Here is a 24,356-nt window from a genome sequence, read left to right on the forward strand (position 1 = left end):
CGGCGGTGACGTTAGCGAATGAACAGTTTCTGGATCAGTTTCTGAATGGATTTGCCGTACGGCGGGTAGATCAGCTTCGCCGCGTTGAAGCGCTGTTTGACCAGCACACCTTTGGCCTTGCTGAAGGTCAGAAAACCTTCGTGTCCGTGGTAATGGCCCATCCCCGACGGCCCGATACCGCCGAACGGCATATCGTCCTGGGCCACATGCAGCAGTGTGTCGTTGAGGCAGACGCCACCGGAGTGGGTTTCGTGGAGCACACGGTTCTGTTCGCGTTTGTCGTAGCCGAAGTAGTAAAGAGCCAGAGGACGTGGGCGCTGATTGATGTAAGCAAATGCCTGATCCAGGTCCCGGTACGGCACGATCGGCAGCAGCGGACCGAAAATTTCGTCCTGCATCACCGTCATCTCGTCGCTGACGTTCAGTAGCAGGCTGTGTGGCATGCGTCGGCCCTGGCCTTGCTCGAACAGCGGAATCAGCAGCGCGCCCTTGCTGGTGGCGTCGCTGAGGTAACTGTTGAGCCGCGCCAGTTGGCGTTCGTTGATGATCGCGGTGTAGTCCGGGTTGTCGGCGAGGGTCGGATAGAACCCGCGCACGGCCTGGCGATAGGCTTCGACGAAACCGCCGACCCGTTCTTCCGGCACCAGCACGTAGTCCGGGGCCACGCAGGTCTGGCCGGCGTTGAGGGTCTTGCCGAAGGCGATGCGTTCGGCGGCGTCCTTGAGCGGCACGTCGTGGGAGACGATGGCCGGGGATTTGCCGCCCAGCTCCAGGGTCACCGGCGTAAGGTTTTCCGCCGCCGCGCGCATCACGTGCTTGCCGATGCTGGTGGCGCCGGTGAACAGCAGGTGGTCGAAGCGCAGTTTCGAGAATGCCACGCCGACATCGGCCTCGCCGAGCACCACGCATACCAGGTCTTCGGGGAAGATCCGCGCCAGCAATTCCTTGAGCAGCAGGCCGGTGGCCGGGGTCGATTCGCTGAGCTTGAGCATCACCCGATTGCCTGCTGCGAGCGCGCCGGTCAACGGGCCCATGGCCAGGAACAACGGGTAGTTCCACGGCACGATCACGCCGACCACGCCCAGCGGCTGATACACGACTTTTGCCGACGCTGGCTGAAATGCGACGCCGACCTTGCGCCGCGAAGGCTTCATCCATTGGCTGATATGCCGGCTGGCGTAATGAATACCGTGCAGGCTCGGCATCAGCTCGGCGAGCAGGGTTTCGTCGGCGCTGCGGTGGCTGAAATCCGAGCTGATCGCCTCGACCAGTGCTTGCCGTTCGCTGCTCAGCAGATCGCGCAAGGCCTTGAGCCACTGCTGACGCTGGGCGGCAGGCGGCATCGGGTTGGCGGCGTAGGCGGCGCGCTGCGCGTCGAACAACCGGTTGAGCTCTTCCAGCGGCTGTTGCAACGATTGCAGGTAGGCAATATCGGCGGTCATTGTCGGCTCCGGATTTGTTGTCGTGAGGAACTTTCTAGAGTCTATGCTCTAGAAAGTCAAATGACTTCCTTGGGCATCATGGTTTTATCCCGTTCCGGTTAGGTCGTAAGATGCCTCCCAACGCACTCTGAATTAAAGCTCAAGCCATGGCCCCACGGATCAAAACCAGCGAGCGCATCGTGCAGAACAGCCTCGAGCTGTTCAATCAGCAGGGCGAGCGCAGCATCAGCACCAATCACATCGCCGCCCACATGGAGATTTCTCCGGGCAATCTGTACTACCACTTCCCCAACAAGCAGGCGATCATCGCCGTGTTGTTCAGTGAGTACGAAAGCCTTGTGGACAGCTTCCTGCGCCCGCCTCAGGGGCGTGCGGCGACGGTCGAAGACAAGCGCTTCTATCTCAAGGAACTGCTGTCGGCGATGTGGCGTTACCGCTTTCTGCACCGTGATCTCGAGCACTTGCTCGACAGCGATCCGGACCTTGCCGCACGTTACCGGCGCTTTTCCCAGCGCTGCGTGATTCAGGGCGCGGCGATCTATGAAGGTTTCGTCGCCGCCGGCATCCTGAAGATGGACCGGGTGCAGATCGAATCCCTGACCCTCAACGCGTGGATCATCCTCACCTCCTGGGTACGTTTTCTGTGCACCACCCGGGAAAACTCCAACCACCTCAGCGAGCAGGCCATTAAACGCGGCGTGTATCAGGTGCTGGTGCTGGAAGCGGGGTTTGTCACCGAGCAGGCCCGCGACGAGGTCAATGCACTGTTCGAAGAATTCTACGTACCGTTGGCCCAGGCCCTCGAAGAAAGGTCCTGACCCATCCGCTCACAGGAGTCGTTCGCTATGCCGATTGCGCAACTGATCAGCCCGACCACGCTGGATGCCCGCAAGGAGCAACCGGGGCTGGTGATTCTCGATTGCCGTTTTGCCCTCGAAGACCCGGATTACGGCCAGCGCAGCTATGCCGAAGGGCACATTGCCGGGGCGAGTTTCGCCGATCTTGAACGCGACCTGAGCGGGCCGGTGACCAAGGGCGTGACCGGACGTCATCCGCTGCCGGAGCCGGCGGCATTGATCGAACGTCTGCAAGCGTTCGGCATCAACAACGACAGCGACGTGGTTCTGTATGACGACGGCCCCGGTGCCTACGCGGCGCGGGCCTGGTGGTTGCTGGCGTGGCTGGGCAAGCGCGACGGCGTGTTCATCCTCGATGGCGGGCTCAAGGCCTGGCATGCGGCCGGCCTGCCGCTGAGCCTGGATGCGCCTTCGGTGGCGCGCGGGACGTTCAGCGGTCAGCCGGACAAGCATTTGCTGCTCAGCGCCGAGCAATTGCAGCAGCGCCTCGGCCAACCGGCCCTGACCCTGCTCGATGCCCGCGCCTTGCCGCGTTTCAAGGGCGAAGTGGAGCCGATCGACCCGATTGCCGGGCACATTCCCGGCGCGCAATGCGCAGCGTTTACCGACAATCTGGGCAGCGACGGGCGATTCCTGCCAGCGGATCAGCTCAAGCAGCGCTTTGCTGCGAAGCTCGGCGAGCGTTCGCCGAACGATCTGGTGGCGTATTGCGGCTCCGGGGTGACGGCGTGTCATAACCTGTTCGCCCTGTGCCTGGCGGGTTATCCGTTGGGTACGCTGTATGCCGGATCGTGGAGCGAGTGGATCAACGAGCCTTCGCGTGGTATCGCCACCGGCGAGTAAACGCGTTCAGCGGTCCAGTCGCGCGCTGCGATAGGCCGCCGGCCCCACGCCATAAACCTGTTTGAACTGCCGGCTCAGATGACTCTGGTCGGCAAAGCCCAACCGCGTGGCGACCTCCACCGGCAGGCAGCCGCTCTGCAACAAACCCCGGGCGCAGGCAATCCGCTGTTGCATCAGCCAGGTGTGCGGCGGCATGCCGGTGGCGCGGCGGAATACCCGGGCGAAGTGGAAGGGCGACAGGTTCACCGCTGCCGCCAGTTCTTCCAGCGAGGGTGGCGCCGCCAGTTGTGCATGCAGCAACTCCTTGGCCATCACCACTGCGCGGTGCTCTTTTCCGGGTTTGCCGTTGATCTGCACCGCCGCGTGACGTTGCAGCAGCAACATCATCATTTCGCGCCACACCGTCTGCTGTTGCAGCGCGGTGGCGGGGCTTTCCAGCAAACGGTGCAACTGGCTGAAGCCGTTGACCAGATCCGGATCGCGATACAGCGTCGCGCCAAAGGCCGGCATCGGCGCGGTCGGCAGTTCCAGTTCTTCGAGCAGCGAGACAATCTTGTCGGTGTCCGGATAAAACGCCCGGTACAGCCAGCCGTCCTCGGTGCCTTTGTGGCCGGTGTGCAATTCATCCGGGTTGATCAGCACCAGCGTGCCGCTACCGGCCAGGTGTTCGGCACCGCGATAACGATAGCGCTGGGCGCCGGCCATGATCATGCCGATCACATAGCCGTCGTGGACGTGCGGGGCGAAACGATGCTCGATGTAGCGCGCCGACAGTAATTCGACGCCGGCCAGTGGCGCGGTTTGCCAGAAACGGATCGACTCGCCCTGATCGCTCATGACCTCACCCGCGCCCCGTTTCGGCCAGCCACTGGGGGATGCGCCGTTCCAGGTAATAACCCGGTTGGCGGAATGAACCGTCGACGAAACCGACATGCCCGCCCCGGGCTTGCAATTCAAACGCGGTCGAACTCGACAGCTCGCTGGCCTGCGGCAGGCTGTGGGGAAATACGAACGGATCGTCCGCTGCCTGAATGATCAAGGTCGGCGTACGGATCTCGCCCAGAAAGTAGCGACTTGACGCCCGGCGATAGTAATCCTCGGCATCGGCAAAACCGTGCAGCGGAGCCGTCACCCGGCCGTCGAAATCCCAGAAAGTGCGCATGTTTTCCAGCGAGCCGAGGGCGGCCAGTGCGGCAAGACCGTCCTCGCGCCCGTCATGCTGGAACTGGCGCTGCTTGTTCTTGATGTAGGCCACCATCTCGCGCATGAAGTGCGCCTGATAGACCTTCGAAAAGCCCTGGCCGATACGGTCGGCGCATTGATCCAGTCGAAACGGTACCGATACCGCCACCGCACCGAGCACGCCGCTGGCGCTGCCGGTTTCCCCCAGATGCTTGAGCAGCACGTTGCCGCCAAGGGAATAACCAACCGCATACAGCGGCGCCAATGGCCGCTTGGCTTTCAGATGGCGGATGGTTTCGGCAAGGTCTTCGCTGGCGCCGGAATGGTAACTGCGCGGCAACAGGTTCGGCTCGCCGGAGCAACCACGCCAGTTCAATGCGACGCTGGCCCAGCCTTGGGCGGCGAGCGCTGCCTGGATTCCGGCGACATAAGGCGAGTTGGAAGAGCCAGTCAGACCGTGCAGCACCAATACCAATGGCGCCTCGGCGCTGTGCGGGCCGTGCCAGTCGAGGTCGAGAAAGTCGCCGTCCTCCAGCCACAGGCGCTCGCGCTGGCGATCAAGGTGCACGGTTTTGCGCCACAGCGGTCCCCACAAGGTTTGCAGGTGCGGATTGCCGAGGCCGAAGGCGGGGATGAACGGTTTTGACGAAGGGGACACGATTGCTCTCGATGCAGCGCAGCGAGCCTCGGCTGAGGCTCGCCGCTTTTTCAGGCCGGTCGGTTAACCGGCGATCACTGCCATACGTTGCCACAACGCGTAGTACACCCGCCCGGATTTCTGCTCACGGTGCAGGCGCCAGTTGCCCGGCAGGCCGAGGGTCGATGGCGCGGTTTCGCTTTCAGTGTAGATCCACGAATCATCGGCCAGCCATTGGCGCTCCTCCAGCAGCGTGCACACGGCTGGCAGCAGGTTCTGGTTGAACGGAGGGTCGAGGAACACCAGGTCGAACGCAGTCGCGGTCTGGGTTTCCAGATAACGCAAGGCATCGGCCGTCTGCACCTGGCCGTTGGTGCAGCGCAGGGTGCCGAGGTGTTCTTTCAGGCTGGAGACCGCGACGTGGCTGGCATCCAGCGCCTGGCCCATGGACGCGCCACGGGACAGCGCTTCCAGAAACAGCGCGCCGCTGCCGGCGAACGGATCGAGCACCTTGGCCCCGGCAACGTACGGCGCGAGCCAGTTGAACAGGGTTTCGCGCACCCGGTCCGGCGTCGGACGCAGGCCCGGCGCATCCGGAAAGCTCAGTTTGCGGCTGCGCCATTCGCCGCCGATGATGCGCAACTGGTTCACACCGTTGTGCAGTTTTTGTACAGGTTTCTTTGGACTGGCCATTAATGCTCCGGAACCCCGAGCGGCTGCTCGGCAGGTTTATCAGATGGGGCCGGTAACGGCTTTTGCGGCACGGTCGGGCCAGCGCTGACGATGACCATTTTGTCCGTGCTCAAGTGTTTGTTCAGGGCGTCGCGGACCTGCTCGACGGTCAGGCTCTGGGACTGACGCATGAAGTCGTCCAGATAGCTCAGCGGCAGGTTGTAGAAGCCCATGGCGCCGAGCTGGCCGACGATATCGGCGTTGCTCGCAGTGGACAACGGGAAGCTGCCGGCCAGTTCGCGCTTGGCGTCGTCGAGTTCTTTCTGGGTCGGGCCGGTCTTCAAGTAATCGGCAAGCACGTCCTGCACCAGTTTCAGGGTGCCTTCGCTCATTTCCGCGCGAGTCTGCAGATTGATCATGAACGGGCCGCGTGCCTGCATCGGGCTGAATGCCGAATACACGCCGTAGGCCAGGCCGCGCTTCTCGCGGACTTCGCTCATCAAGCGAGTGCCGAAGCCACCACCGCCGAGGATCTGGTTGCCCATCGACAGTGCGGCGTAGTCCGGGTCGTCACGGTCGATGCCCAGTTGCGCGAGCATCAGGTTGGTCTGCTTCGACGGGAATTCGATGTGGCCGACGCTGGCCTTCGGCTCCTGCGGCTGGGCGATCTTCGCCAGCGCCGGGCCTTTCGGCAGGGCGGCGGAGACCTGATTGGCTATCGCCTCGGCTTCGCTGCGGGACAGGTCGCCCACCAGTGCAATCACCACGTTGCCGGCGGCATAGGCCTTGGCATGGAACTCACGCAGTTGCGCCAAAGTGATCTTCGGCACGCTTTGCGCGCTGCCATCGCTGGAGTGCGCGTACGGGTGATCGCCGTACAGACGCTTCATCAATTCCAGGCTGGCGAGCTTGCCGGGGTTCTGTTTCTGGTACTCGAAACCGGCGAGCATCTGGTTCTTGATGCGTGCGAAGGAGTCGGCCGGGAAGGTCGGCTTGCCGATCACTTCCGAGAACAGTTTCAGCGCCGGCTCGCGTTTGTCGGCGGCACTCAGGCTGCGCAACGAAACGATGGCCATGTCCTTGTAGGCGCCGTTGCCGAAATCCGCGCCGAGGCCTTCGAAGCCTTGGGCGATGGCACCGACATCCTTGCCCGCCACGCCTTCGTTGAGCATGGCGTTGGTCAGCAGGGCCAGGCCCGGCGCGTTGCCGTCCTGGCTGCTGCCGGCGGAAAAGATCAGGCGCATGTCGAACATCGGCAATTCGCGAGCTTCGACGAACAGCACCTTGGCACCTTCGGAGGTGTTCCAGGTCTGCACGTCGAGCTTGCGGCTGGCCGGGGCCTTGCCGTCGAGTTCGGCCAGCGATTGCAGCTTCTGGCTGGACTTGGCGTTATCCAGCGCTTCGCTGGCCTTGCTGTTATCGCTCGGCGCCAGATACAGCGCGGCGGAGCCAATGACTGCCACCGCGATCAGGCCAAGCAGCAGGCGTGGGGTTTTGCGCTCACTCATGAGTCGTCTCCAGTGGCAGGACATGGGCGACGCTGAGACGTTCGCGGGTGAAATACAGCTTGGCGGCGTTCTGGATGTCTTGCGGGGTGACGCTTTCCAGATCGGCCAGTTCGGTGTCCATCAGCTTCCACGACAGACCGACGGTCTCCAGTTGGCCGATGGCGGTGGCCTGGCTGGTGATCGAGTCGCGCTCGAAAACCAGACCGGCGATGACTTGCGCACGCACGCGCTCCAGCTCTTCAGCGGACGGTGCGGTGGTTTTCAGCTGTTCCAGCAGTTTCCACAGGCCGGCTTCAGCCTGGGCCATTGTCTTTTTCTTCTGGGTGTTCGGCGTGGCGGACAGAGTGAACAGACTGTCGCCGCGGGTGTAGGCGTCGTAGCTCGACGAACCACCGGACACCAGCTCTTCGCCGCGCTCCAGCTGGGTCGGAATGCGCCCGCTGTAGCCGCCGTCAAGCAGCGCCGAGATCAGGCGCAAGGCGTTGATCGAGCGTTTGTCTTCGGCCGTGGCCAGGCTCGGCACGTTGAAACCGAGCATCAGGCTGGGCAGTTGGGTCTGCACATGCAGGGTGATCTGGCGTTCGCCGGGTTCGGCCAGTTCCAGCGGTTGCTTCGCCGGCGGCACGTCGCGTTTCGGGATAGGCCCGAAGTAGCGCTGGGCGAGGGTTTTCACTTCGTCCGGGGTCACGTCACCGACCACCACCAGCGTGGCGTTGTTCGGCACATACCAGGACTGGTACCAGTGGCGCAGTTCTTCGACCTTCATCCGGTCGAGGTCGGCCATCCAGCCGATGGTCGGCGTGTGATAACCGCTGGCCGGGTAGGCCATGGCCTTGTAGCGCTCGTAGGCCTTGGACATCGGCTTGTCGTCGGTGCGCAGTCGGCGCTCTTCCTTGATGACTTCGATTTCCTTGGCGAACTCGTCGGCCGGCAGGCGCAGATTGGCCATGCGGTCGGCTTCCAGTTCGAAGGCCACGCCCAGACGATCGCGGGCCAGCACCTGGTAGTAGGCGGTGAAGTCATCGCTGGTGAAGGCGTTCTCTTCGGCGCCGAGGTCGCGCAGGATCAGCGAGGCTTCGCCGGGGCCGACTTTCTCGCTGCCCTTGAACATCATGTGCTCGAGGGCGTGGGACAGGCCGGTCTGGCCCGGGGTTTCGTAGCTGGAACCGACCTTGTACCAGACCTGCGACACCACCACTGGCGCGCGATGGTCTTCGCGCACGACGACTTTCAGACCGTTGTCGAGGGTGAATTCGTGGGTCGGTTGCGGGTCGGCCGCCAGGGCCGAAAGGGGCAGGCAGACTGTGCTGAGCAGCAGGCCTGCGGCGCGGCGGGCTAGAGCATTCATTCGTTTTTAAACCTGTTCGGCTGCCCGCTTGGTCTTAGCCTAGGCGGGCGAGGAGGTGCTAGGATACTGATCCGTTTTACCGGCGACCACGCCTATCCGGTTTTGAAACTTGATCAGGTTGTATGGGTTTGCGGCAGAAGGCCTTGGTTTATCAGCTAAACTTCGCTTTTTCGCCGATTTTGCCGGCTAGTCCTTCATTAAAACGATTCCTTTGAGGTGCCGTTGGCGCCTCGACAAAATGTTGCGCGTGAACAAGCTGGGTGAAACACAGTCTGTTCTGCATCGAATATTTATTTGCCGGGGCGCCCCTGTGGCGCGTCGCTACCGTGAGATAGCCGTCCTCCATGTTTGGTTCCAACGACGACAAGAAGACCCCAGCTGCGGCTGGCGAGAAGAAAAGCCTGTTCGGATGGCTGCGCAAAAAGCCGCAGGAACCCGTCGTCGAACAGCCGACTGCCATTCCTGAGCCAGCCCCGGCGCCAGCACCTGTCATAGAAGAAGTGCCGGCGCCGGTTGTGCTGCCGATTGCCGAACCGGTGCTGCAACCAGTGGCCGAAGTCGAGCCTGAAGCGCCGGCTGCCGCTGAACTTCCGCTGACCCCGGCTGCCCAGCCATGGCTGACCTTGCCCGTGGCGGAAGAGCCGGTGGCGCTGGTGGAAGAGGCTGCGCCGCACGTCACGCCGCCGATTCCGGCACCGGTTGCGTTCACTCCCGAGCCTGTTCAAGCGCCGGTGGTCGAACCTGCTCCTGTCATTCCCGAGCCTGTGGTCGCCGCGCCGGTTGCACCGATTGTCGCTGCGCCCGAGCCTGCACCTGCACCTGCACCTGCACCTGCACCTGCACCTGCACCTGCACCTGCACCTGCACCTGTTGTCGCTGCGCCAGTCGCGGTCGTCGAAACTCCGGTGGAGGCACCGCGCACCGAAGAAACCAAGGCCGGCTTCTTCGCCCGCCTCAAGCAAGGTCTGTCGAAAACCAGCGCCAGCATCGGCGAGGGCATGGCCAGCCTGTTCCTCGGCAAGAAAGCCATCGATGACGATCTGCTCGACGATCTCGAAACCCGCTTGTTGACTGCCGACGTCGGCGTCGAAGCGACTTCGGTGATTATCCAGCGCCTGACCCAGAAGGTCGCCCGCAAAGAGCTGGCCGATTCCGACGCCCTGTACAAATCCCTGCAGGCCGAGCTGGCCGCGATGCTCAAACCGGTCGAGCAGCCGCTGAAGATTGCTTCGCAGAACAAGCCGTTCGTGATCCTTGTGGTTGGCGTCAACGGCGCCGGCAAGACCACCACCATCGGCAAGCTGGCGAAGAAGCTGCAACTGGAAGGCAAGAAAGTCATGCTCGCCGCCGGCGACACCTTCCGTGCCGCCGCTGTCGAGCAATTGCAGGTCTGGGGCGAGCGCAACAAGATTCCGGTGATCGCCCAGCACACGGGCGCGGACTCGGCTTCGGTGATCTTCGACGCCGTGCAGGCCGCCAAGGCCCGTGGCATCGATGTGCTGATCGCCGACACTGCCGGTCGCCTGCACACCAAAGACAACCTGATGGAAGAACTGAAGAAGGTTCGCCGGGTGATCGGCAAGCTCGACGCCGATGCGCCGCACGAAGTGCTGCTGGTGCTCGACGCCGGCACCGGTCAGAACGCCATCAATCAGGCCAAGCAATTCAACCAGACCGTCGAACTGACCGGCCTGGCGCTGACCAAGCTCGACGGCACCGCCAAGGGCGGGGTGATTTTCGCCCTGGCCAAGCAATTCGGTCTGCCGATCCGCTACATCGGCGTCGGTGAGGGCATCGACGATCTGCGTACCTTTGAAGCCGAACCCTTTGTCCAGGCACTGTTTGCCGAGCGGGAGCGTTCATGATTCGTTTCGAACAGGTCGGTAAGCGCTACCCGAACGGTCACGTCGGCTTGCATGAGCTGAGCTTTCGAGTCCGTCGCGGCGAGTTCCTGTTTGTCACCGGCCACTCCGGTGCCGGTAAATCCACTCTGTTGCGCCTGCTGCTGGCGATGGAGCGTCCGACCAGCGGCAAACTGCTGCTCGCCGGGCAAGACCTGAGCACCATCAGCAATGCGCAGATTCCATTCCTGCGTCGGCAGATCGGCGTGGTGTTCCAGAACCATCAACTGTTGTTCGATCGCACGGTGTTCAACAACGTCGCGCTGCCGTTGCAGATTCTCGGGCTGTCCAAGGTCGAAATCGCCAAGCGCGTCGATTCAGCGCTGGAGCGCGTGGCGCTGTCGGACAAGGCCGAGCTGTATCCGGGTGATCTGTCCACCGGTCAGCAACAGCGCGTCGGCATCGCCCGCGCCATCGTGCACCGCCCGGCCCTGCTGCTGGCGGACGAACCGACCGGTAACCTCGACCCGCGTCTGGCGGCCGAAATCATGGGCGTATTCGAAGACATCAACCGTCTGGGCACCAGCGTGCTGATCGCCAGTCACGACCTGGCCCTGATTGCACGCATGCGTCATCGCATGCTGACCCTGCAACGCGGCCGATTGATCGGCGACGGGGAGGCCGGCGTATGAGTGCTACTCGCAGTCCGAAGGTTTCCGAGCGCGTGGCCCCGAAAGCCGCCGATCCGCAGCCGCCGAAGAAGAAAAAGCACGACGAGGATGATGGTCCGGATTTCACCACGCTGTTCCACGCCTGGATCGAAAGCCACCGTGCCAGTCTGCTGGACAGCCTGCGTCGTCTTGGCAAACAGCCGATCGGCAGCTTTTTCACCTGCATGGTGATGGCGGTTGCGCTGAGCCTCCCGATGGGCTTGTCGTTGTTGCTGAACAACGTCGAGCGTCTGGGCGGTTCGTGGCAGCGCGCGGCGCAGATCTCGCTCTATCTGGAGCTTGAGGCCAGTCCGGCCCAAGGCGAAGCGTTGCGTGACCAGATCAAAGGCATGCCCGGCGTAGCTGATGCTGAATATGTCGGCCGCGACCAGGCGCTGGAAGAGTTCCAGCAGCAGTCCGGACTGGGCGAAGCCCTGCGCGAGCTGCCGGAAAACCCGTTGCCGGGCGTTGTGCTGGTGACGCCGAACGAGGTCGACAAGTCGACCCTGGAAGCATTAAGACAAAAACTTTCCGAACTGCCCAAGGTACAACAGGCGCAACTTGATCTAGTCTGGGTCGAGCGTCTGGCCGCCATCCTCAAGCTCGGCGACCGCTTTGTCTTCGGTCTGACGGTGTTGCTGGTTTCCGCATTACTTTTGGTGATAGGCAATACCATTCGTCTTCATATTGAAAACCGCCGCACAGAGATAGAAGTGATTAAACTCGTCGGCGGCACCGACAGCTATGTGCGTCGTCCCTTCCTTTATATGGGCGCGTTGTATGGCTTCGGTGCGGGGCTGCTGTCCTGGGGTGTGCTGGCGTTCGGCCTGAACTGGCTGAACGACGCGGTGGTCGGGCTGGCCGGCTTGTACGGCAGTGATTTCGCACTGGCCGGAGTGCCAGTTGCCGACGGTCTGTCGCTCTTGCTTGGCGCGGTGCTGTTGGGTTATATCGGTGCATGGATTGCAGTCGCACGTCATCTCAGGGAGCTGGCGCCGAAGTAGAATCTTTTTTGCGCGTGATTGACCTTGCGGTTTTTTGGGAACTTGTACCTGAGTTCCCGGTCAATTTTTCGCAGTGCCGTAAGGCGCGAGTATGTAAGTCGGAGGTTTTTTCGTATGACCAATTCTTTGCAACCTGCGTATGCATTGGTTCCGGGCGCAAACCTGGAAGCCTATGTGCACACCGTCAACAGCATTCCATTGCTGACGCCGGAGCAGGAGCGTGAACTGGCCGAGAGTCTCTACTATGAGCAGGATCTTGGGGCGGCTCGGCAGATGGTGCTCGCCCACCTGCGATTTGTCGTACACATTGCCCGTAGCTATTCCGGCTACGGTCTGGCTCAGGCTGACCTGATCCAGGAAGGCAACGTCGGCCTGATGAAGGCCGTGAAGCGTTTCAACCCGGAAATGGGCGTGCGTCTGGTGTCCTTTGCAGTGCACTGGATCAAGGCCGAGATTCACGAGTTCATCCTGCGCAACTGGCGGATCGTGAAGGTCGCGACCACCAAGGCCCAGCGCAAGCTGTTCTTCAACCTGCGCAGCCAGAAGAAGCGTCTGGCCTGGCTGAACAACGAGGAAGTCCACCGTGTGGCGGAAAGCCTCGGCGTCGAGCCCCGTGAAGTGCGTGAGATGGAAAGTCGTCTGACCGGCCATGACATGGCCTTCGACCCGGCTGCCGAAGCCGACGACGACAGCGCTTTCCAGTCGCCGGCCAACTATCTGGAAGACCACCGGTACGACCCGGCGCGTCAGCTGGAAGATGCCGACTGGAGCGACAACTCCAATCACAACCTGCACGAAGCGCTGGAAGTGCTGGACGAACGCAGCCGTGACATCCTCTATCAGCGCTGGCTGGCAGAAGAGAAAGCCACGCTGCACGACCTGGCGCAGAAGTACAACGTGTCGGCCGAGCGGATCCGTCAGCTCGAGAAGAGCGCGATGAACAAGCTCAAGTTGTCGATTGCCGCGTAACCGGTAGTCCTGCAATAAAAAACGCCCCGATCAGTGATGATCGGGGCGTTTTTGTGTGCGCTTCAGAAACTCATTGGGCCCAGGGTGCGCGGCGTGAATCATCGAGTGTCAGCAGATAGCTGTCGCCACCCAGCTGGCTCATCTGCTGGCGAATCCAGCCGGCCCGGCGCGAAACATAGGAAGTCGGGTGACTGGCGCTCCAGACCCGGGGATTGGGCAGTACGGCCGCCAGATAACTCGCCTGCTGCCGCGACAACGACCTGGCGCTTACGCCAAAGTGATGCCTTGCCGCCGCCTCAGCGCCAAACACGCCGTCATCCCACTCGACACTGTTCAGATACACCTCAAGAATCCGCTGCTTGGGCCAGAACACTTCTATCAGTGCAGTAAACCACGCCTCAAGACCTTTACGCAGATAGCTGCGGCCGGACCACAGAAACAGGTTCTTCGACACTTGCTGGCTCAGGGTGCTGGCACCGCGAATCGAACCGCCGAGTTCGTTGTGGGCCAGTGCGGCCTTGATTGCACTCAGGTCAAAACCCCAATGCTCGGGGAATTTCTGGTCTTCGCCGGCAATCACCGCGACCTTCAGGTCATCGGAGATCTCGTCCCACGGCTTCCAGGTGCGTTGCAGATCGATCGGCTCGCCGTCGACCCAGGATTCGATCTTGCGCTCGACCATCAGCGCCGTGCCCGGCGGTGGCACAAAGCGAAACACCAACACCAGCAATACGCTGCCGCCCGCGAACCAGAGCAGGGCCTTCGTGAAACGACGGAGAAATAAACGCAGCATAGAGATGGCTTGGCCGAACCGGTTGAGCGGGCCATTATACAGACCCTGCCGATCGAGTCTGAGTGGAGTTCTACATGCTGCGTAGCTTTCTGATGCTGGCTGCCTTCTTTGGTTTCACCGGTGTCGGCCTCGGCGCATTCGCCGCCCATGGCCTGAAAAACCGCCTGACCCCAGAGTACCTCGCGATCTTCCATACCGGCGTCACCTATCAACTGGTGCACGCGCTGGCGCTGTTCGGTGTGGCGCTGCTGGCCACGCAGCTTCAGGGGCGTCTGGTCGCCTGGGCCGGCATTTCGTTCAGCATCGGCATCCTGCTGTTCTCCGGCAGTCTGTACCTGCTGACCACGATCGGTATCGGCAAGCTCGGCATCATCACTCCGTTCGGTGGTCTGGCGTTCCTGATCGGCTGGCTGTGCCTCGGACTCGCCGCCTGGCGCCTGCAGCCAACCGCTTGACGCTTGGTGCTGACCTTTAGGTCATGATCGGGCTAGAATGCCACCCCCTAAAAAGTGATGGCGGCGTTGCGCATGCGCATTCAGTTGAACGGTGAATCCTTTGAACTGCCCGACGGTGAAACCGTTGCGGCCCTGCTGACCCGTCTGGACCTGACCGGACGCCGCGTCGCGGTCGAACTCAATCTGGATATCGTCCCGCGCAGCCAGCACGCCGACACCACTTTGAATGACGGCGACAACGTCGAAGTGGTGCACGCCATCGGCGGCGGCTAGCCGTCCGGCCTGCATGGGCCGAGAATTCTGCAAGACCCTCACCCCAACAGAGGATTTCCCATGAGCATCGTTCGTAGCGACAAGCCTTTCGTTCTGGCCGGTCGTACTTACCAGTCGCGTTTGCTGGTCGGTACCGGCAAGTACCGTGACATGGAAGAAACCCGCCTGGCCATCGAAGCCTCGGGTGCCGAGATCGTCACCTTCGCGGTGCGCCGCACCAACCTGGGCCAGATCGAAGGCGAGCCGAACCTGCTCGAAGTGCTGTCGCCGGATCGCTACACCTTCCTGCCGAACACTGCCGGCTGCTACGACGCGGTCGAAGCCGTGCGCACCTGCCGCCTGGCCCGTGAGCTGCTCGATGGCCACAACCTGGTGAAGCTGGAAGTGCTGGCCGACCAGAAAACCCTGTTCCCCAACGTGATCGAAACCCTCAAGGCCGCCGAAGTGCTGGTCAAGGAAGGTTTCGACGTGATGGTTTACACCAGTGATGACCCGATCATCGCCCGGCAACTGGCGGAAATCGGCTGCATCGCGGTGATGCCGCTGGCCGGTCTGATCGGCTCGGGCCTGGGGATCTGCAACCCGTACAACCTGCAGATCATCCTCGAAGAAGCCAAGATCCCGGTGCTGGTGGATGCCGGTGTCGGTACCGCTTCCGACGCCACCATCTCCATGGAACTGGGCTGTGACGCCGTGCTGATGAACTCGGCCATCGCCCACGCCCAGCAGCCGATCATGATGGCCGAAGCCATGAAACACGCGATCGTCGCGGGCCGCCTGGCCTACCTCGCCGGCCGCATGCCGAAAAAACTCTATGCCAGCGCCTCTTCGCCGCTGGATGGTCTGATCAAGTAAGAGCTATTGATGACTGAATCGAACGACACGCCAATCCAGACGGAAGAAGGCGACGAGCGCCAACACCGCCGCATCAAGAGTTTTGTGATGCGCGCCGGGCGCATGACCGAAGGCCAGCAGCGCGGCCTGGATCAGGGCGCGCCTAAGTTCGTCCTGCCGCTGGCCGATGCGCCGGTGGATTACGATCAGGTGTTCGGCCGCTCCGCGCCGCGTTCGCTGGAGATCGGTTTCGGCATGGGCCACTCGCTGCTGGAAATGGCAGCCGCTGCGCCGGAACAGGATTTCATCGGTGTCGAGGTTCACCGTCCGGGTGTCGGCGCGCTGCTCAATGGCGTACTGACCCAGGGCCTGACCAACCTGCGGGTCTACGATTGCGACGCGATCGAGGTGCTCAACCGCTGCATCGCCGACAACAGCCTCGATCGCCTGATGCTGTTCTTCCCGGACCCGTGGCACAAGAGCCGTCACCACAAGCGCCGCATCGTTCAAGCGTCCTTCGCTGAACTGGTGCGCAGCAAGCTGAAAGTCGGCGGCATTCTGCACATGGCCACCGACTGGGAACCGTACGCCGAATACATGCTGGAAGTGATGAACGTCGCCCCGGGCTATCGCAACCTCGCCGAAGACGGCAAGTGCGTGCCACGCCCGGCCGAACGTCCGATCACCAAGTTCGAACGCCGTGGCGAACGTCTTGGGCATGGCGTTTGGGATCTGAAGTTCGAGAAACTCGCTTAAGCCTTACGCAGAACCTAATGTGGGAGCGAGCCTGCTCGCGATAACGGTCTTACAGTCAACGATGATGTTGAATGTTAAATCGCTATCGCGAGCAGGCTCGCTCTCACAGTTGTTTTGTGTGTGCTGAAAATCAGCGGCGGTCGGCGACCACGCCGATCAAAACGAGCACCACCAACAGCACCGGCGCCAGACTGTAGTTGTTGAACTGGCTCAGCCCTTTCACTACCCAAGGTGTGGCGTAGATCAGCGCCGCGCCGCTGCCGATCATGCACAGCAGGGCCATCAGCGGGACGCGCAGGGCGCCGGCGATGCTGCCCAGGCGTTGCTCGACCCAGCCTTTGAAGTCGGCGCCGAACAGCACCAGCAGGCAGCCCACCAGGGCCAGCGCGATTTCCGAGAGATTGCTGCGGCTCCAGCGGGAGACAGTGGCGAGCAGGTCGAGTATCAAATCCATGCGGTTTCCCCGGGAGCCATTCAGCTCAGAAATTTCTGCAGCAAATCGTTGAGAAAGAGTTGTCCGCGCTCGGTGGCCGCCAGACGTGACGGTTCGACCTGCAACAGACCGCTTTGTTCGGCCTCACGGCGGTGTTCGTCGAGGCTTTCCAGCGGCAGGCCGGTGCGCTCGGGGTACAGGCGTGATTCGACGCCGGCAGTCAGTCGCAGGGCGTTCATCAGGAACTCGAAGGGCATCTCGTCGTTGGTCAGAGCTTTCTCGCCGGCCTGGAAGCTTTTGGCCGGGTTGAGGTAGTCCTTCGGCAAGCGCGTCTTCCAGGTGCGCACGATGCGCCCGTCCGGATGGCTGAGCTTGCCGTGGGCGCCGGCACCGATGCCGATGAAGTCGCCGAAACTCCAGTAGTTGAGGTTATGCCGCGCCGGACGACCCGGTTGGGCGTAAGCGGAAACTTCGTATTGCGCGTAACCGTGTTCGGCCAGCAGCGCCTGTCCGGCTTCCTGAATGTCCCACAACGTGTCGTCTTCCGGCAGCACCGGCGGCTGGTTCCAGAACACGGTGTTCGGCTCCAGTGTCAGTTGATACCAGGAAATGTGCGTCGGCTTCAGCTCGATGGCCTGGCGCAGATCGCTCAGGGCATCGTCCAGCGACTGGTCCGGCAAGCCGTGCATCAAGTCGAGGTTGAAGTTATCGAACCCGGCCTGGCGCGCCATGCCGGCGGCACGCACCGCTTCGTCGCCGTTGTGGATGCGGCCGAGGGCCTTGAGCTTTTCCTGCTGGAAGCTCTGGATACCGATCGACAGGCGATTGATCCCCAGTTTGCGGTAGGCGACGAACTTCTCTTGTTCGAAGGTTCCGGGGTTGGCTTCCAGGGTGATTTCGATGTCATCGGCAAACGGGATGCGTTGTTTCACGCCTTCCAGCAAGCGGCCCAATGCTTCGGCACTGAACAGGCTCGGCGTGCCGCCACCAAAGAAGATCGAACTCAACTCACGGCCGTACACCGCGTGCAGATCCTGATCCAGGTCGGAGAGCAGCGCGTCGACGTATTCCTGTTCCGGCAGCACCGGGCTGGCGGTGTGGGAGTTGAAGTCGCAATACGGGCATTTGCGCACACACCACGGGATGTGGATGTACAGCGCCAGGGGCGGCAGCGTCGGCAACGGCGCGCGAGGCGAGGAGGCGGCGCCACCGACGATCAGTGGCGACGCAGAAGAATCACGGGTCATTTCAAGCCCAGACGCTGGCGCAGCAGATCCATTGCACGGGCGCGGTGGCTGATCTGGTTCTTGTCGCTCGGGCTCAGCTCGGCGCTGGACACGTTACGCTCCGGCACCCAGAACAGCGGGTCGTAGCCGAAACCGTGCTCGCCGCTGGCGGCGGTCAGGATGCGCCCGTGCCACAGGCCTTCGCAGAGGATCGGCAGCGGGTCGTCAGCGTGACGCACCAGCGCCAGCACGCAGACGAACTGTGCGCCGCGCTCGGCTTCAGGCACATCCTTCAAGGCGTCGAGCAGTTTGGCGTTGTTCGCCGCGTCGCCCTTGCCGTCGGCGTAGCGCGCGGAGTAGATGCCCGGCGCACCGCCGAGGAAATCCACCGCCAGCCCCGAATCGTCGGCCAGCGCCGGCAGCCCGGAGATGCGTGCGGCATTGCGGGCCTTGAGGATCGCGTTCTCGACGAACGACAGACCGGTTTCTTCCGGCTCCACGCTGCTGAACTCGCCGATCGAGCGCAATTGCACCGATTCGCCGAGCATGGCCTGGAGTTCCTTGAGTTTGCCGGCGTTATGGCTGGCCAGTACGAGTTGCTTGAGGTTCATCATTCGCCGGGGAAAAGCTCTTGGTTGAAATTGATGGTGTTGATCTTGTCACCGTTCTGCACCTTGATTTCAAAGGTGCGGGTTTCCTGCTGTTCCACCGGGTACTGGGCGATGTAATAGATCGCGCCCTGTTCGGTGACCTGGCGGAAATTCAGGGTCACGGTCTGGCTGGTCAGATCTTTCACCGTGCCGGTGACATTGGCGATCAGCGGCTTGCCGTCCTTGATCACCGAGACATTGATCACGCCCTGATTCTTGCTGCGGATCAGCTCGGCAGCCTTGGCGATGTCCGGTTGCAGGTAGGTCGAGTTGAAAGTGTTGTAGTGCACCGTCACGTCGCCGAAGGTTTCCTGGCGCTCGCTCTTGATGGCATCGGCTGCCACGGCCGACAGGCTCAGGCAGGCGGCCAACAGCGTGGTAATCAGGCGTCCCATGTTCGTTCTCCTCGCAATGTCGTGGTTCAGACCGCGATTTTGTGATCCTGCAGCCCCGGGCTGCTGACGCGGTAGATACCGATCTCACCTAACAGATTAGGCCATAGCTTACTGGCCCACCCGTGGCGGTGCTGTTGATCCACGGCAAGCCGATCAATGACCTTCGCCTCACGTTCGCGACAAAGTTCTTCAAAGTCTTCGAAGGTGCAGAAGTGAATGTTCGGCGTGTTGTACCAGGTGTACGGCAGGAACTCGGACACCGGCATCCGGCCCTTGCTCGCCAGGTACCAGCGGCAGCGCCAGTGGCCGAAGTTGGGGAAGGTGATGATGCACTGGCGACCGACCCGCAGCATTTCGTCGAGGATCTTGTCCGGGTAGTGCACGGCCTGCAGGGCCTGGGTCATCACGACCACGTCGAAGCTGTTGCTGGCGAAGTTGCCCAGGCCCTTGTCCAGGTCCTGTTCGATGACGTTGATGCCATTGGCCACGCACTCGGCAATGTTGTCCGGGTCGTTTTCCAGGCCATAACCGGTGACCTGCTTGTGGTCGCGCAGCCAGGTCAGCAACTCGCCGTCACCGCAACCGAGGTCGAGCACGCGGCTGCCGGCGGGGATCCATTCCTGGATGATTTCCAGATCAGCTCTCATGGCTAGTTCACACCGTAATTCGGTTCATGTAATTGCCGAACGCCTGCAAATAACGCGGGATCGGAATCAGGAAGGCGTCGTGGCCCTGGGGTGCGTCGATTTCCAGGTAGCTGACGTCCTTGCGCGCAGCCATCAGTGCGTCCACCAGTTCCCGCGAGCGGGCCGGGGAGAAGCGCCAGTCGGTGGTGAACGACATCACGCAGAACTTGGCTTTCGCACCTTCGAAGGTTTTCGCCAGGTTATCGTCGAAGTTCGCCGCCGGATCGAAGTAGTCCAGCGCCTTGGTCATCAACAGATAGGTGTTGGCATCGAAGCGCCCGGAGAACTCTTCGCCCTGATAGCGCAGGTAACTTTCGACCTGGAACTCGACGCTGTGGAAGTCGTAGTTGAGTTTTTCGCTCTTCAGTCCACGGCCGAATTTCTCGCCCATGGAGTCGTCGGACAGGTAGGTGATGTGCCCGACCATCCGCGCCAGCATCAGACCGCGCTTGGGGATCACGCCTTGTTCCTGGAACGAGCCGCCGTGGAATTCCGGGTCGGTGAGAATCGCCTGGCGCGCCACTTCGTTGAAGGCGATGTTCTGCGCCGACAACTTGGGGGCCGAGGCGATGGCCAGGCAGTGGCGAACGCGATCCGGATAGGTGATGGTCCATTGCAGCGCCTGCATGCCGCCGAGGCTGCCGCCGATCACCGCGGCCCACTGGCCGATGCCGAGCAGGTCGGCGAGGCGCGCCTGGCTGTGCACCCAGTCTTCCACGGTCAGTACCGGGAAATCGGCGCCGAACGGCTTGCCGGTGTCCGGGTTGAGGCTGCTCGGGCCGGTGGAGCCGTTGCAACCACCGAGGTTGTTCAGGCTGACCACGAAGAACCTGTTGGTGTCGATCGGTTTGCCGGGGCCGATGCAGCTGTCCCACCAACCGGGCTTGCGGTCGTCGACGCTGTGATAACCAGCGGCATGGTGGTGGCCGGACAAGGCGTGGCAGATCAACACGGCGTTGCTCGCTTGCGCGTTCAGCGTGCCGTAGGTTTCGTAGATCAGGTCATAAGCGGCCAGCGAACGGCCGCAGGCCAGGGCCAGCGGTTCGCTGAAGTGCGCCGTTTGCGGCGTCACCAGACCAACAGAATCGGGGGGAAAGGCAGCTGGCATCGACCCTGCTCTCGTTGAAATGAGGCGTAAGTCTAAAGACCGCTGCCCCCAGCGGCAAGCAACGATCAGGCCTGATTGGTTCGCTCTTGATCGAGGTGCGGCCATTCGCGAGCAGGCTCGCTCCCACAGGGGATTTGTATTGAACACAGATCTAATGTGGGAGCGAGCCTGCTCGCGAATGAGACGACTCGGTGGATCAGGCTGGACGCGCCAAATCAGGCAAATCCGGCAACTTCTTCGGCGAGCAGATCTTCACCCGCTTCTGCCGGTTCAACTCACCACTGATCAGACTCACCTGACTCTTGGAAACCCCGAATGCCTTGGCCAGAAACCCCATCAGATAGGCATTGGCCTTGCCCTCGACCGGCGGCGCGGTCAGGCGGATTTTAAGGCGATCACCGTGCAGCCCGGCGAAGTCATCGCTGCGGGCTGCCGGTTGCAGGTGACACTCGAGGATCAGGTCGTCCCCGTCCCAACGGAACCAGCTCACATCAACAGGCGCAGGATTTCCGGCATCATCGTCATCGCCGCGAGGTTGTTGATCACCAGCATGTCGATCAGCTTCAGCGCGAGGAAGGCGAAGATCGGCGACAGGTCCAGGCCGCCCATGCTCGGCAGGAAGCGGCGGAACGGCGCCAGGGCCGGTTCGCAGATCTGGTTGACCAGTTCGGCACCCGGGTTATGGCTGCCCGGAGCGACCCACGACAGGATCACGCTGATGATCAGGGCGAAGAAGAAAATCTTCAGGAACAGCGCGGTCACGCCGATGATCGACCAGATGAACAGTTGCAGCGGGTTGCCGGTGGTGCCGTAGGTCAGCAGCAGGGTCAGTGCCATCAGTGCCAGTTGTACGAGGATTGCCAGCACCAGCGAGGACATGTCGAGGCCGAACAGGCTCGGGATGATCCGGCGCAGTGGCTTGAGCAACGGCTGGGTGGCCTTGACCACGAACTGGCACAGCGGGTTGTAGAAGTTCGCCCGTACCAGTTGCAGGACGAAACGCAGCAGCACGATCAGCAGGTACAGGCTGCCGAGGGTTTGCAGCACGTAGACCGCTGCGGTGTTCAATCCAATCATGTAAGGCTCCTTATTTGCCCAGTTGTTCGGCCATCTCGGCCGAGCGGTGCGCGGCGGCGCCGAGTGCTTTTTCCACCAGGGCTTCGAAGCCGCCGGCCTGGAACGATTTGATTGCGGCTTCCGTGGTGCCCGCTGGCGAGGTCACGCGGCGGCGCAGTTCGGCGGCGTCGACGTCGCTGGAAACCGCCATGTGCGCGGCGCCCAGCGCAGTTTGCAGGGTCAGTTGCTCGGCGGTTTCCTTCGGCAGGCCGAGTTTGACGCCGGCGGCGGTCATGGCTTCGATCAGCAGGAAGAAGTAGGCCGGGCCGGAACCGGAGACAGCGGTGACCGCGTCCAGTTGCTGCTCTTCGTTCAGCCACAGGGCGATGCCCACGGCGGACAGCAGCTCTTCAGCCTGCTGGCGCTGTTCGGCGCTGACTTCGCCGGTGGCGTACAGACCGCTGACGCCCTGACGCAGCAGCGCCGGGGTGTTGGGCATGCAACGCACGATCGGCTGCTCGCCAAGCCATGCAGTCATGCTGGCGCAGGTGATGCCGGCGGCGATGGACACCACCAGTTGATTCGGTTTCAGGCTCGGGCGAATCGCTTCGCACACGGCCTTCATGGCCTGCGGCTTGACTGCCAGCACGACAACGTCGGCGCCGTCGATGGCCTGGGCGTTGTCGGCGAAGGTTTCGATGCCGTGCTCGGCGCTGACCCGGTTGCGGGTCTCTTCGCCCGGATCGCTGGCGCGGATGTGTGCGGCTTCCAGGCCCTTGGCCCGCAGGCCGCCGATCAGGCTGGCGGCCATGTTGCCGGCACCGATAAAGGCAATACGCGTGTTGCTCATGTCAGGTCCTTATCTGGAAATCATCAAGATTGGGAGTAGTCGCGAGCGCCAAACAGGGCCGTACCGATACGGACCCAGGTGGCGCCCTGGGCAATGGCCGACTCGAGGTCGTGGCTCATGCCCATGGAAAGTGTGTCGAGCGGCAGATCGAGGCCGGCCTGCAATGTCTGGACGGCGGCGAATGCGGCATCCTGCTCGGCGCGATCTTCGGTCGGCTCGGGAATCGCCATCAGCCCGCGCAACTTCAAGCGCGGCAGGGCGCTGATGGCTTGGGCCAGCGCCGGCAGGTCGGCCGGGGTGCAGCCGGACTTGCTGGCCTCACCGCTGACATTGACCTGAATGCAGATGTTCAGTGGCGGCAGGTTCGCCGGGCGTTGTTCGGACAGGCGTTGGGCGATTTTCAGACGGTCCACGGAGTGCACCCAGGCGAAGTGCTCGGCAATCGAGCGGGTCTTGTTCGACTGAATGGGGCCGATGAAGTGCCAGATCAAGGGCAGGTCGGCCAGTTCGAGCTGTTTGCCCAAGGCTTCCTGCAGATAGTTCTCGCCAAAGTCGCGCAGGCCGGCCGCGTACGCTTCGCGCAGGGCTTCGGCGGGTTTGGTCTTGCTCACGGCCAGCAGCTGGACGCTGTTTTCATCGCGGCCGGCGGCAGCGGTGGCGGCATGAATGCGTGAACTAACGAGGGCAATGTTGTCTGCTATCGTGGACATCAAGAGGCGCCAGCGGTCTGAAGGTTCGCGGCATTCTACTGGAATTGAGGGACGCTATGGATATCACTGAACTGCTGGCCTTCAGCGCCAAACAGGGCGCTTCCGACCTGCACCTGTCGGCCGGACTGCCGCCGATGATCCGCGTGGATGGCGATGTGCGGCGGATCAATCTGCCGGCGCTGGATCACAAGCAGGTGCACGAACTGATTTACGACATCATGAACGACACCCAGCGGGTGGAGTTCGAGAAACATCTGGAAACCGACTTTTCCTTCGAAGTACCGGGTGTGGCGCGCTTCCGGGTCAACGCCTTCAACCAGAACCGTGGCGCCGGCGCCGTGTTCCGCACCATCCCGTCGAAAGTGCTGAGCATGGAAGACCTCGCCATGGGCGACGTCTTTCGCAAGATCACCGACGCCCCGCGCGGGCTGGTGCTGGTGACCGGGCCGACCGGTTCGGGGAAATCCACCACCCTGGCGGCGATGATCGATTACCTCAACACCCACCGTCATCACCACATCCTGACCATCGAAGACCCCATCGAATTCGTCCACGAATCGCGCAAATGCCTGATCAATCAGCGTGAAGTCCACCGCGATACCCGCAGTTTTGCCACGGCACTGCGTTCGGCGCTGCGGGAAGACCCGGACGTGATCCTGGTGGGTGAGATGCGCGACCTGGAAACCATCCGCCTGGCGCTGACCGCTGCGGAAACCGGGCATCTGGTGTTCGGCACGTTGCACACCACATCGGCGGCCAAGACCATCGATCGGGTGGTGGACGTGTTCCCGGGGGACGAGAAGTCCATGGTGCGCTCGATGTTGTCGGAGTCGTTACTGGCCGTGGTCTCGCAGACGCTGATCAAGAAGATCGGCGGCGGCCGGGTGGCGGCCCACGAGATCATGCTGGGAACGTCGGCGATCAGGAACCTGATCCGCGAGGACAAGGTGGCGCAGATGTATTCGGCGATTCAGACCGGCGGGTCGCTGGGGATGCAGACACTCGACATGTGCCTGAAGGATCTGGTGACCAAGGGCCTGATCAGCCGCGAGCATGCGCGGGAGAAGGCCCGAACGCCGGATAATTTCTAGTGTCGAAAAAAAACGCAGCCCGAGGGC

28 protein-coding genes are annotated in these 24,356 nt (G+C 62.2%); 11 read left to right on the plus strand and 17 right to left on the minus strand.

The genetic code is table 11. The annotated features are described in order from the left end of the window. Positions 1–11 precede the first annotated feature (11 nt). Positions 12–1,442 (minus strand): coniferyl aldehyde dehydrogenase, encoded by a 1,431-nt coding sequence (locus DXT77_RS10020; RefSeq protein WP_119427526.1) that lies wholly within the window; start codon positions 1,440–1,442, stop codon positions 12–14. 146 nt (positions 1,443–1,588) lie between these two features. On the opposite strand from DXT77_RS10020, the gene DXT77_RS10025 reads away from it, so the two are divergent. Both DXT77_RS10025 and DXT77_RS10030 read left to right on the plus strand, forming a co-directional pair. Then, positions 1,589–2,260: a TetR/AcrR family transcriptional regulator gene (locus tag DXT77_RS10025; RefSeq protein WP_065258928.1), complete on the plus strand. Its 672-nt coding sequence runs from the start codon at positions 1,589–1,591 to the stop codon at positions 2,258–2,260. Positions 2,261–2,287: 27 nt separating this feature from the next. Then, a complete protein-coding gene (locus DXT77_RS10030) occupies positions 2,288–3,142 on the plus strand; it encodes a sulfurtransferase (protein ID WP_085731552.1) in 855 nt (284 codons plus the stop codon). Positions 3,143–3,148: 6 nt separating this feature from the next. Here the strand turns inward: DXT77_RS10030 and DXT77_RS10035 are convergent, their stop codons facing one another. The 5 genes from DXT77_RS10035 to DXT77_RS10055 form a co-directional block, all read right to left on the minus strand. Then, positions 3,149–3,979, minus strand: coding sequence for an AraC family transcriptional regulator (locus DXT77_RS10035; protein ID WP_119427527.1), 831 nt, complete (start codon positions 3,977–3,979; stop codon positions 3,149–3,151). A gap of 4 nt (positions 3,980–3,983) precedes the next feature. Then, positions 3,984–4,982 carry a hydrolase gene (locus DXT77_RS10040; protein WP_119427528.1) on the minus strand — a complete coding sequence of 333 codons (999 nt, stop codon included), beginning with the start codon at positions 4,980–4,982 and terminating at the stop codon, positions 3,984–3,986. Positions 4,983–5,045: 63 nt separating this feature from the next. Next, positions 5,046–5,654: a 16S rRNA (guanine(966)-N(2))-methyltransferase RsmD gene (rsmD, locus tag DXT77_RS10045; RefSeq protein WP_114886109.1), complete on the minus strand. Its 609-nt coding sequence runs from the start codon at positions 5,652–5,654 to the stop codon at positions 5,046–5,048. Beyond that, the gene (locus DXT77_RS10050; RefSeq protein WP_119427529.1) at positions 5,654–7,141 is read right to left on the minus strand and encodes a pitrilysin family protein; all 1,488 of its coding nucleotides are present in this window, start codon (positions 7,139–7,141) and stop codon (positions 5,654–5,656) included. Before DXT77_RS10050 ends, rsmD begins: the two co-directional genes overlap by 1 nt. Beyond that, a complete protein-coding gene (locus tag DXT77_RS10055) occupies positions 7,134–8,489 on the minus strand; it encodes a pitrilysin family protein (protein WP_114886107.1) in 1,356 nt (451 codons plus the stop codon). Before DXT77_RS10055 ends, DXT77_RS10050 begins: the two co-directional genes overlap by 8 nt. A 344-nt stretch (positions 8,490–8,833) precedes the next feature. Between DXT77_RS10055 and ftsY the strand changes: the two genes are divergently transcribed. The 4 genes from ftsY (at position 8,834) to rpoH (ending at position 13,013) form a co-directional block, all read left to right on the plus strand. Then, positions 8,834–10,354 carry a signal recognition particle-docking protein FtsY gene (gene ftsY / locus DXT77_RS10060; protein WP_119427530.1) on the plus strand — a complete coding sequence of 507 codons (1,521 nt, stop codon included), beginning with the start codon at positions 8,834–8,836 and terminating at the stop codon, positions 10,352–10,354. After that, complete coding sequence (gene ftsE, locus DXT77_RS10065; RefSeq protein ID WP_007953396.1) at positions 10,351–11,022, plus strand: cell division ATP-binding protein FtsE; 672 nt, start codon at positions 10,351–10,353, stop codon at positions 11,020–11,022. The genes ftsY and ftsE overlap by 4 nt, the downstream gene beginning before the upstream one ends. Next, positions 11,019–12,044 (plus strand): permease-like cell division protein FtsX, encoded by a 1,026-nt coding sequence (ftsX, locus tag DXT77_RS10070; RefSeq protein ID WP_119427531.1) that lies wholly within the window; start codon positions 11,019–11,021, stop codon positions 12,042–12,044. The genes ftsE and ftsX overlap by 4 nt, the downstream gene beginning before the upstream one ends. 114 nt (positions 12,045–12,158) lie before the next feature. Then, positions 12,159–13,013: an RNA polymerase sigma factor RpoH gene (gene rpoH / locus DXT77_RS10075; RefSeq protein WP_003229146.1), complete on the plus strand. Its 855-nt coding sequence runs from the start codon at positions 12,159–12,161 to the stop codon at positions 13,011–13,013. 70 nt (positions 13,014–13,083) lie between these two features. On the opposite strand, the gene mtgA is transcribed toward rpoH, so the two are convergent. Continuing rightward, positions 13,084–13,806: a monofunctional biosynthetic peptidoglycan transglycosylase gene (gene mtgA / locus DXT77_RS10080; protein WP_119427532.1), complete on the minus strand. Its 723-nt coding sequence runs from the start codon at positions 13,804–13,806 to the stop codon at positions 13,084–13,086. A gap of 74 nt (positions 13,807–13,880) precedes the next feature. Here mtgA and DXT77_RS10085 point away from each other — a divergent pair, with 74 nt between their 5' ends. The 4 genes from DXT77_RS10085 to trmB all read left to right on the plus strand — a co-directional run bounded on the left by DXT77_RS10085 (position 13,881) and on the right by trmB (position 16,124). Further along, positions 13,881–14,261 carry a DUF423 domain-containing protein gene (locus DXT77_RS10085; protein WP_119427533.1) on the plus strand — a complete coding sequence of 127 codons (381 nt, stop codon included), beginning with the start codon at positions 13,881–13,883 and terminating at the stop codon, positions 14,259–14,261. Between the two features lie 72 nt (positions 14,262–14,333). Continuing rightward, a complete protein-coding gene (thiS, locus tag DXT77_RS10090) occupies positions 14,334–14,534 on the plus strand; it encodes a sulfur carrier protein ThiS (RefSeq protein WP_007953386.1) in 201 nt (66 codons plus the stop codon). Between the two features lie 60 nt (positions 14,535–14,594). Next, the gene (locus DXT77_RS10095; protein WP_007953385.1) at positions 14,595–15,389 is read left to right on the plus strand and encodes a thiazole synthase; all 795 of its coding nucleotides are present in this window, start codon (positions 14,595–14,597) and stop codon (positions 15,387–15,389) included. Positions 15,390–15,398: 9 nt separating this feature from the next. Further along, positions 15,399–16,124: a tRNA (guanosine(46)-N7)-methyltransferase TrmB gene (gene trmB / locus DXT77_RS10100; RefSeq protein ID WP_085646976.1), complete on the plus strand. Its 726-nt coding sequence runs from the start codon at positions 15,399–15,401 to the stop codon at positions 16,122–16,124. 130 nt (positions 16,125–16,254) lie between these two features. On the opposite strand, the gene DXT77_RS10105 is transcribed toward trmB, so the two are convergent. The 10 genes from DXT77_RS10105 to DXT77_RS10150 all read right to left on the minus strand — a co-directional run bounded on the left by DXT77_RS10105 (position 16,255) and on the right by DXT77_RS10150 (position 23,238). Continuing rightward, positions 16,255–16,578 (minus strand): DUF3392 domain-containing protein, encoded by a 324-nt coding sequence (locus DXT77_RS10105; protein WP_011336381.1) that lies wholly within the window; start codon positions 16,576–16,578, stop codon positions 16,255–16,257. A gap of 20 nt (positions 16,579–16,598) precedes the next feature. After that, the gene (gene hemW / locus DXT77_RS10110; protein ID WP_119427534.1) at positions 16,599–17,804 is read right to left on the minus strand and encodes a radical SAM family heme chaperone HemW; all 1,206 of its coding nucleotides are present in this window, start codon (positions 17,802–17,804) and stop codon (positions 16,599–16,601) included. After that, complete coding sequence (rdgB, locus tag DXT77_RS10115; protein WP_085709065.1) at positions 17,801–18,397, minus strand: RdgB/HAM1 family non-canonical purine NTP pyrophosphatase; 597 nt, start codon at positions 18,395–18,397, stop codon at positions 17,801–17,803. The genes hemW and rdgB overlap by 4 nt, the downstream gene beginning before the upstream one ends. Next, positions 18,394–18,828, minus strand: a complete 435-nt coding sequence (locus tag DXT77_RS10120; RefSeq protein WP_085580861.1) for a DUF4426 domain-containing protein — start codon at positions 18,826–18,828, stop codon at positions 18,394–18,396. The genes rdgB and DXT77_RS10120 overlap by 4 nt, the downstream gene beginning before the upstream one ends. 26 nt (positions 18,829–18,854) lie before the next feature. Then, positions 18,855–19,475, minus strand: a complete 621-nt coding sequence (metW, locus tag DXT77_RS10125; RefSeq protein WP_119427535.1) for a methionine biosynthesis protein MetW — start codon at positions 19,473–19,475, stop codon at positions 18,855–18,857. 7 nt (positions 19,476–19,482) lie between these two features. Further along, on the minus strand, positions 19,483–20,622 hold the full coding sequence (locus tag DXT77_RS10130; RefSeq protein WP_119427536.1) for a homoserine O-acetyltransferase: 1,140 nt from the start codon (positions 20,620–20,622) through the stop codon (positions 19,483–19,485). A gap of 196 nt (positions 20,623–20,818) precedes the next feature. Then, positions 20,819–21,112 (minus strand): DUF167 domain-containing protein, encoded by a 294-nt coding sequence (locus DXT77_RS10135; protein WP_119427537.1) that lies wholly within the window; start codon positions 21,110–21,112, stop codon positions 20,819–20,821. Next, positions 21,109–21,699 carry a YggT family protein gene (locus tag DXT77_RS10140; RefSeq protein ID WP_085709070.1) on the minus strand — a complete coding sequence of 197 codons (591 nt, stop codon included), beginning with the start codon at positions 21,697–21,699 and terminating at the stop codon, positions 21,109–21,111. The genes DXT77_RS10135 and DXT77_RS10140 overlap by 4 nt, the downstream gene beginning before the upstream one ends. Before the next feature lie 10 nt (positions 21,700–21,709). Further along, a complete protein-coding gene (proC, locus tag DXT77_RS10145) occupies positions 21,710–22,528 on the minus strand; it encodes a pyrroline-5-carboxylate reductase (protein WP_085731569.1) in 819 nt (272 codons plus the stop codon). Between the two features lie 23 nt (positions 22,529–22,551). Beyond that, positions 22,552–23,238 carry a YggS family pyridoxal phosphate-dependent enzyme gene (locus DXT77_RS10150; RefSeq protein ID WP_119427538.1) on the minus strand — a complete coding sequence of 229 codons (687 nt, stop codon included), beginning with the start codon at positions 23,236–23,238 and terminating at the stop codon, positions 22,552–22,554. 56 nt (positions 23,239–23,294) lie between these two features. Here DXT77_RS10150 and DXT77_RS10155 point away from each other — a divergent pair, with 56 nt between their 5' ends. Continuing rightward, complete coding sequence (locus DXT77_RS10155; RefSeq protein WP_114886090.1) at positions 23,295–24,329, plus strand: type IV pilus twitching motility protein PilT; 1,035 nt, start codon at positions 23,295–23,297, stop codon at positions 24,327–24,329. The last annotated feature ends 27 nt before the right edge of the window (positions 24,330–24,356 follow it).

Source organism: Pseudomonas sp. 91RF, assembly GCF_003576265.1.
GTDB lineage: Bacteria > Pseudomonadota > Gammaproteobacteria > Pseudomonadales > Pseudomonadaceae > Aquipseudomonas > Aquipseudomonas kribbensis.

Coding starts and splice junctions, on each gene's coding strand:
- DXT77_RS10020 (WP_119427526.1), bottom strand. CDS start 1,442: ATGACCGCCGATATTGCCTACCTGCAATCGTTGCAACAGCCGCTGGAA.
- DXT77_RS10025 (WP_065258928.1), top strand. CDS start 1,589: ATGGCCCCACGGATCAAAACCAGCGAGCGCATCGTGCAGAACAGCCTC.
- DXT77_RS10030 (WP_085731552.1), top strand. CDS start 2,288: ATGCCGATTGCGCAACTGATCAGCCCGACCACGCTGGATGCCCGCAAG.
- DXT77_RS10035 (WP_119427527.1), bottom strand. CDS start 3,979: ATGAGCGATCAGGGCGAGTCGATCCGTTTCTGGCAAACCGCGCCACTG.
- rsmD (WP_114886109.1), bottom strand. CDS start 5,654: ATGGCCAGTCCAAAGAAACCTGTACAAAAACTGCACAACGGTGTGAAC.
- DXT77_RS10050 (WP_119427529.1), bottom strand. CDS start 7,141: ATGAGTGAGCGCAAAACCCCACGCCTGCTGCTTGGCCTGATCGCGGTG.
- DXT77_RS10055 (WP_114886107.1), bottom strand. CDS start 8,489: ATGAATGCTCTAGCCCGCCGCGCCGCAGGCCTGCTGCTCAGCACAGTC.
- ftsY (WP_119427530.1), top strand. CDS start 8,834: ATGTTTGGTTCCAACGACGACAAGAAGACCCCAGCTGCGGCTGGCGAG.
- ftsE (WP_007953396.1), top strand. CDS start 10,351: ATGATTCGTTTCGAACAGGTCGGTAAGCGCTACCCGAACGGTCACGTC.
- ftsX (WP_119427531.1), top strand. CDS start 11,019: ATGAGTGCTACTCGCAGTCCGAAGGTTTCCGAGCGCGTGGCCCCGAAA.
- rpoH (WP_003229146.1), top strand. CDS start 12,159: ATGACCAATTCTTTGCAACCTGCGTATGCATTGGTTCCGGGCGCAAAC.
- mtgA (WP_119427532.1), bottom strand. CDS start 13,806: ATGCTGCGTTTATTTCTCCGTCGTTTCACGAAGGCCCTGCTCTGGTTC.
- DXT77_RS10085 (WP_119427533.1), top strand. CDS start 13,881: ATGCTGCGTAGCTTTCTGATGCTGGCTGCCTTCTTTGGTTTCACCGGT.
- thiS (WP_007953386.1), top strand. CDS start 14,334: ATGCGCATTCAGTTGAACGGTGAATCCTTTGAACTGCCCGACGGTGAA.
- DXT77_RS10095 (WP_007953385.1), top strand. CDS start 14,595: ATGAGCATCGTTCGTAGCGACAAGCCTTTCGTTCTGGCCGGTCGTACT.
- trmB (WP_085646976.1), top strand. CDS start 15,399: ATGACTGAATCGAACGACACGCCAATCCAGACGGAAGAAGGCGACGAG.
- DXT77_RS10105 (WP_011336381.1), bottom strand. CDS start 16,578: ATGGATTTGATACTCGACCTGCTCGCCACTGTCTCCCGCTGGAGCCGC.
- hemW (WP_119427534.1), bottom strand. CDS start 17,804: ATGACCCGTGATTCTTCTGCGTCGCCACTGATCGTCGGTGGCGCCGCC.
- rdgB (WP_085709065.1), bottom strand. CDS start 18,397: ATGATGAACCTCAAGCAACTCGTACTGGCCAGCCATAACGCCGGCAAA.
- DXT77_RS10120 (WP_085580861.1), bottom strand. CDS start 18,828: ATGGGACGCCTGATTACCACGCTGTTGGCCGCCTGCCTGAGCCTGTCG.
- metW (WP_119427535.1), bottom strand. CDS start 19,475: ATGAGAGCTGATCTGGAAATCATCCAGGAATGGATCCCCGCCGGCAGC.
- DXT77_RS10130 (WP_119427536.1), bottom strand. CDS start 20,622: ATGCCAGCTGCCTTTCCCCCCGATTCTGTTGGTCTGGTGACGCCGCAA.
- DXT77_RS10140 (WP_085709070.1), bottom strand. CDS start 21,699: ATGATTGGATTGAACACCGCAGCGGTCTACGTGCTGCAAACCCTCGGC.
- proC (WP_085731569.1), bottom strand. CDS start 22,528: ATGAGCAACACGCGTATTGCCTTTATCGGTGCCGGCAACATGGCCGCC.
- DXT77_RS10150 (WP_119427538.1), bottom strand. CDS start 23,238: ATGTCCACGATAGCAGACAACATTGCCCTCGTTAGTTCACGCATTCAT.
- DXT77_RS10155 (WP_114886090.1), top strand. CDS start 23,295: ATGGATATCACTGAACTGCTGGCCTTCAGCGCCAAACAGGGCGCTTCC.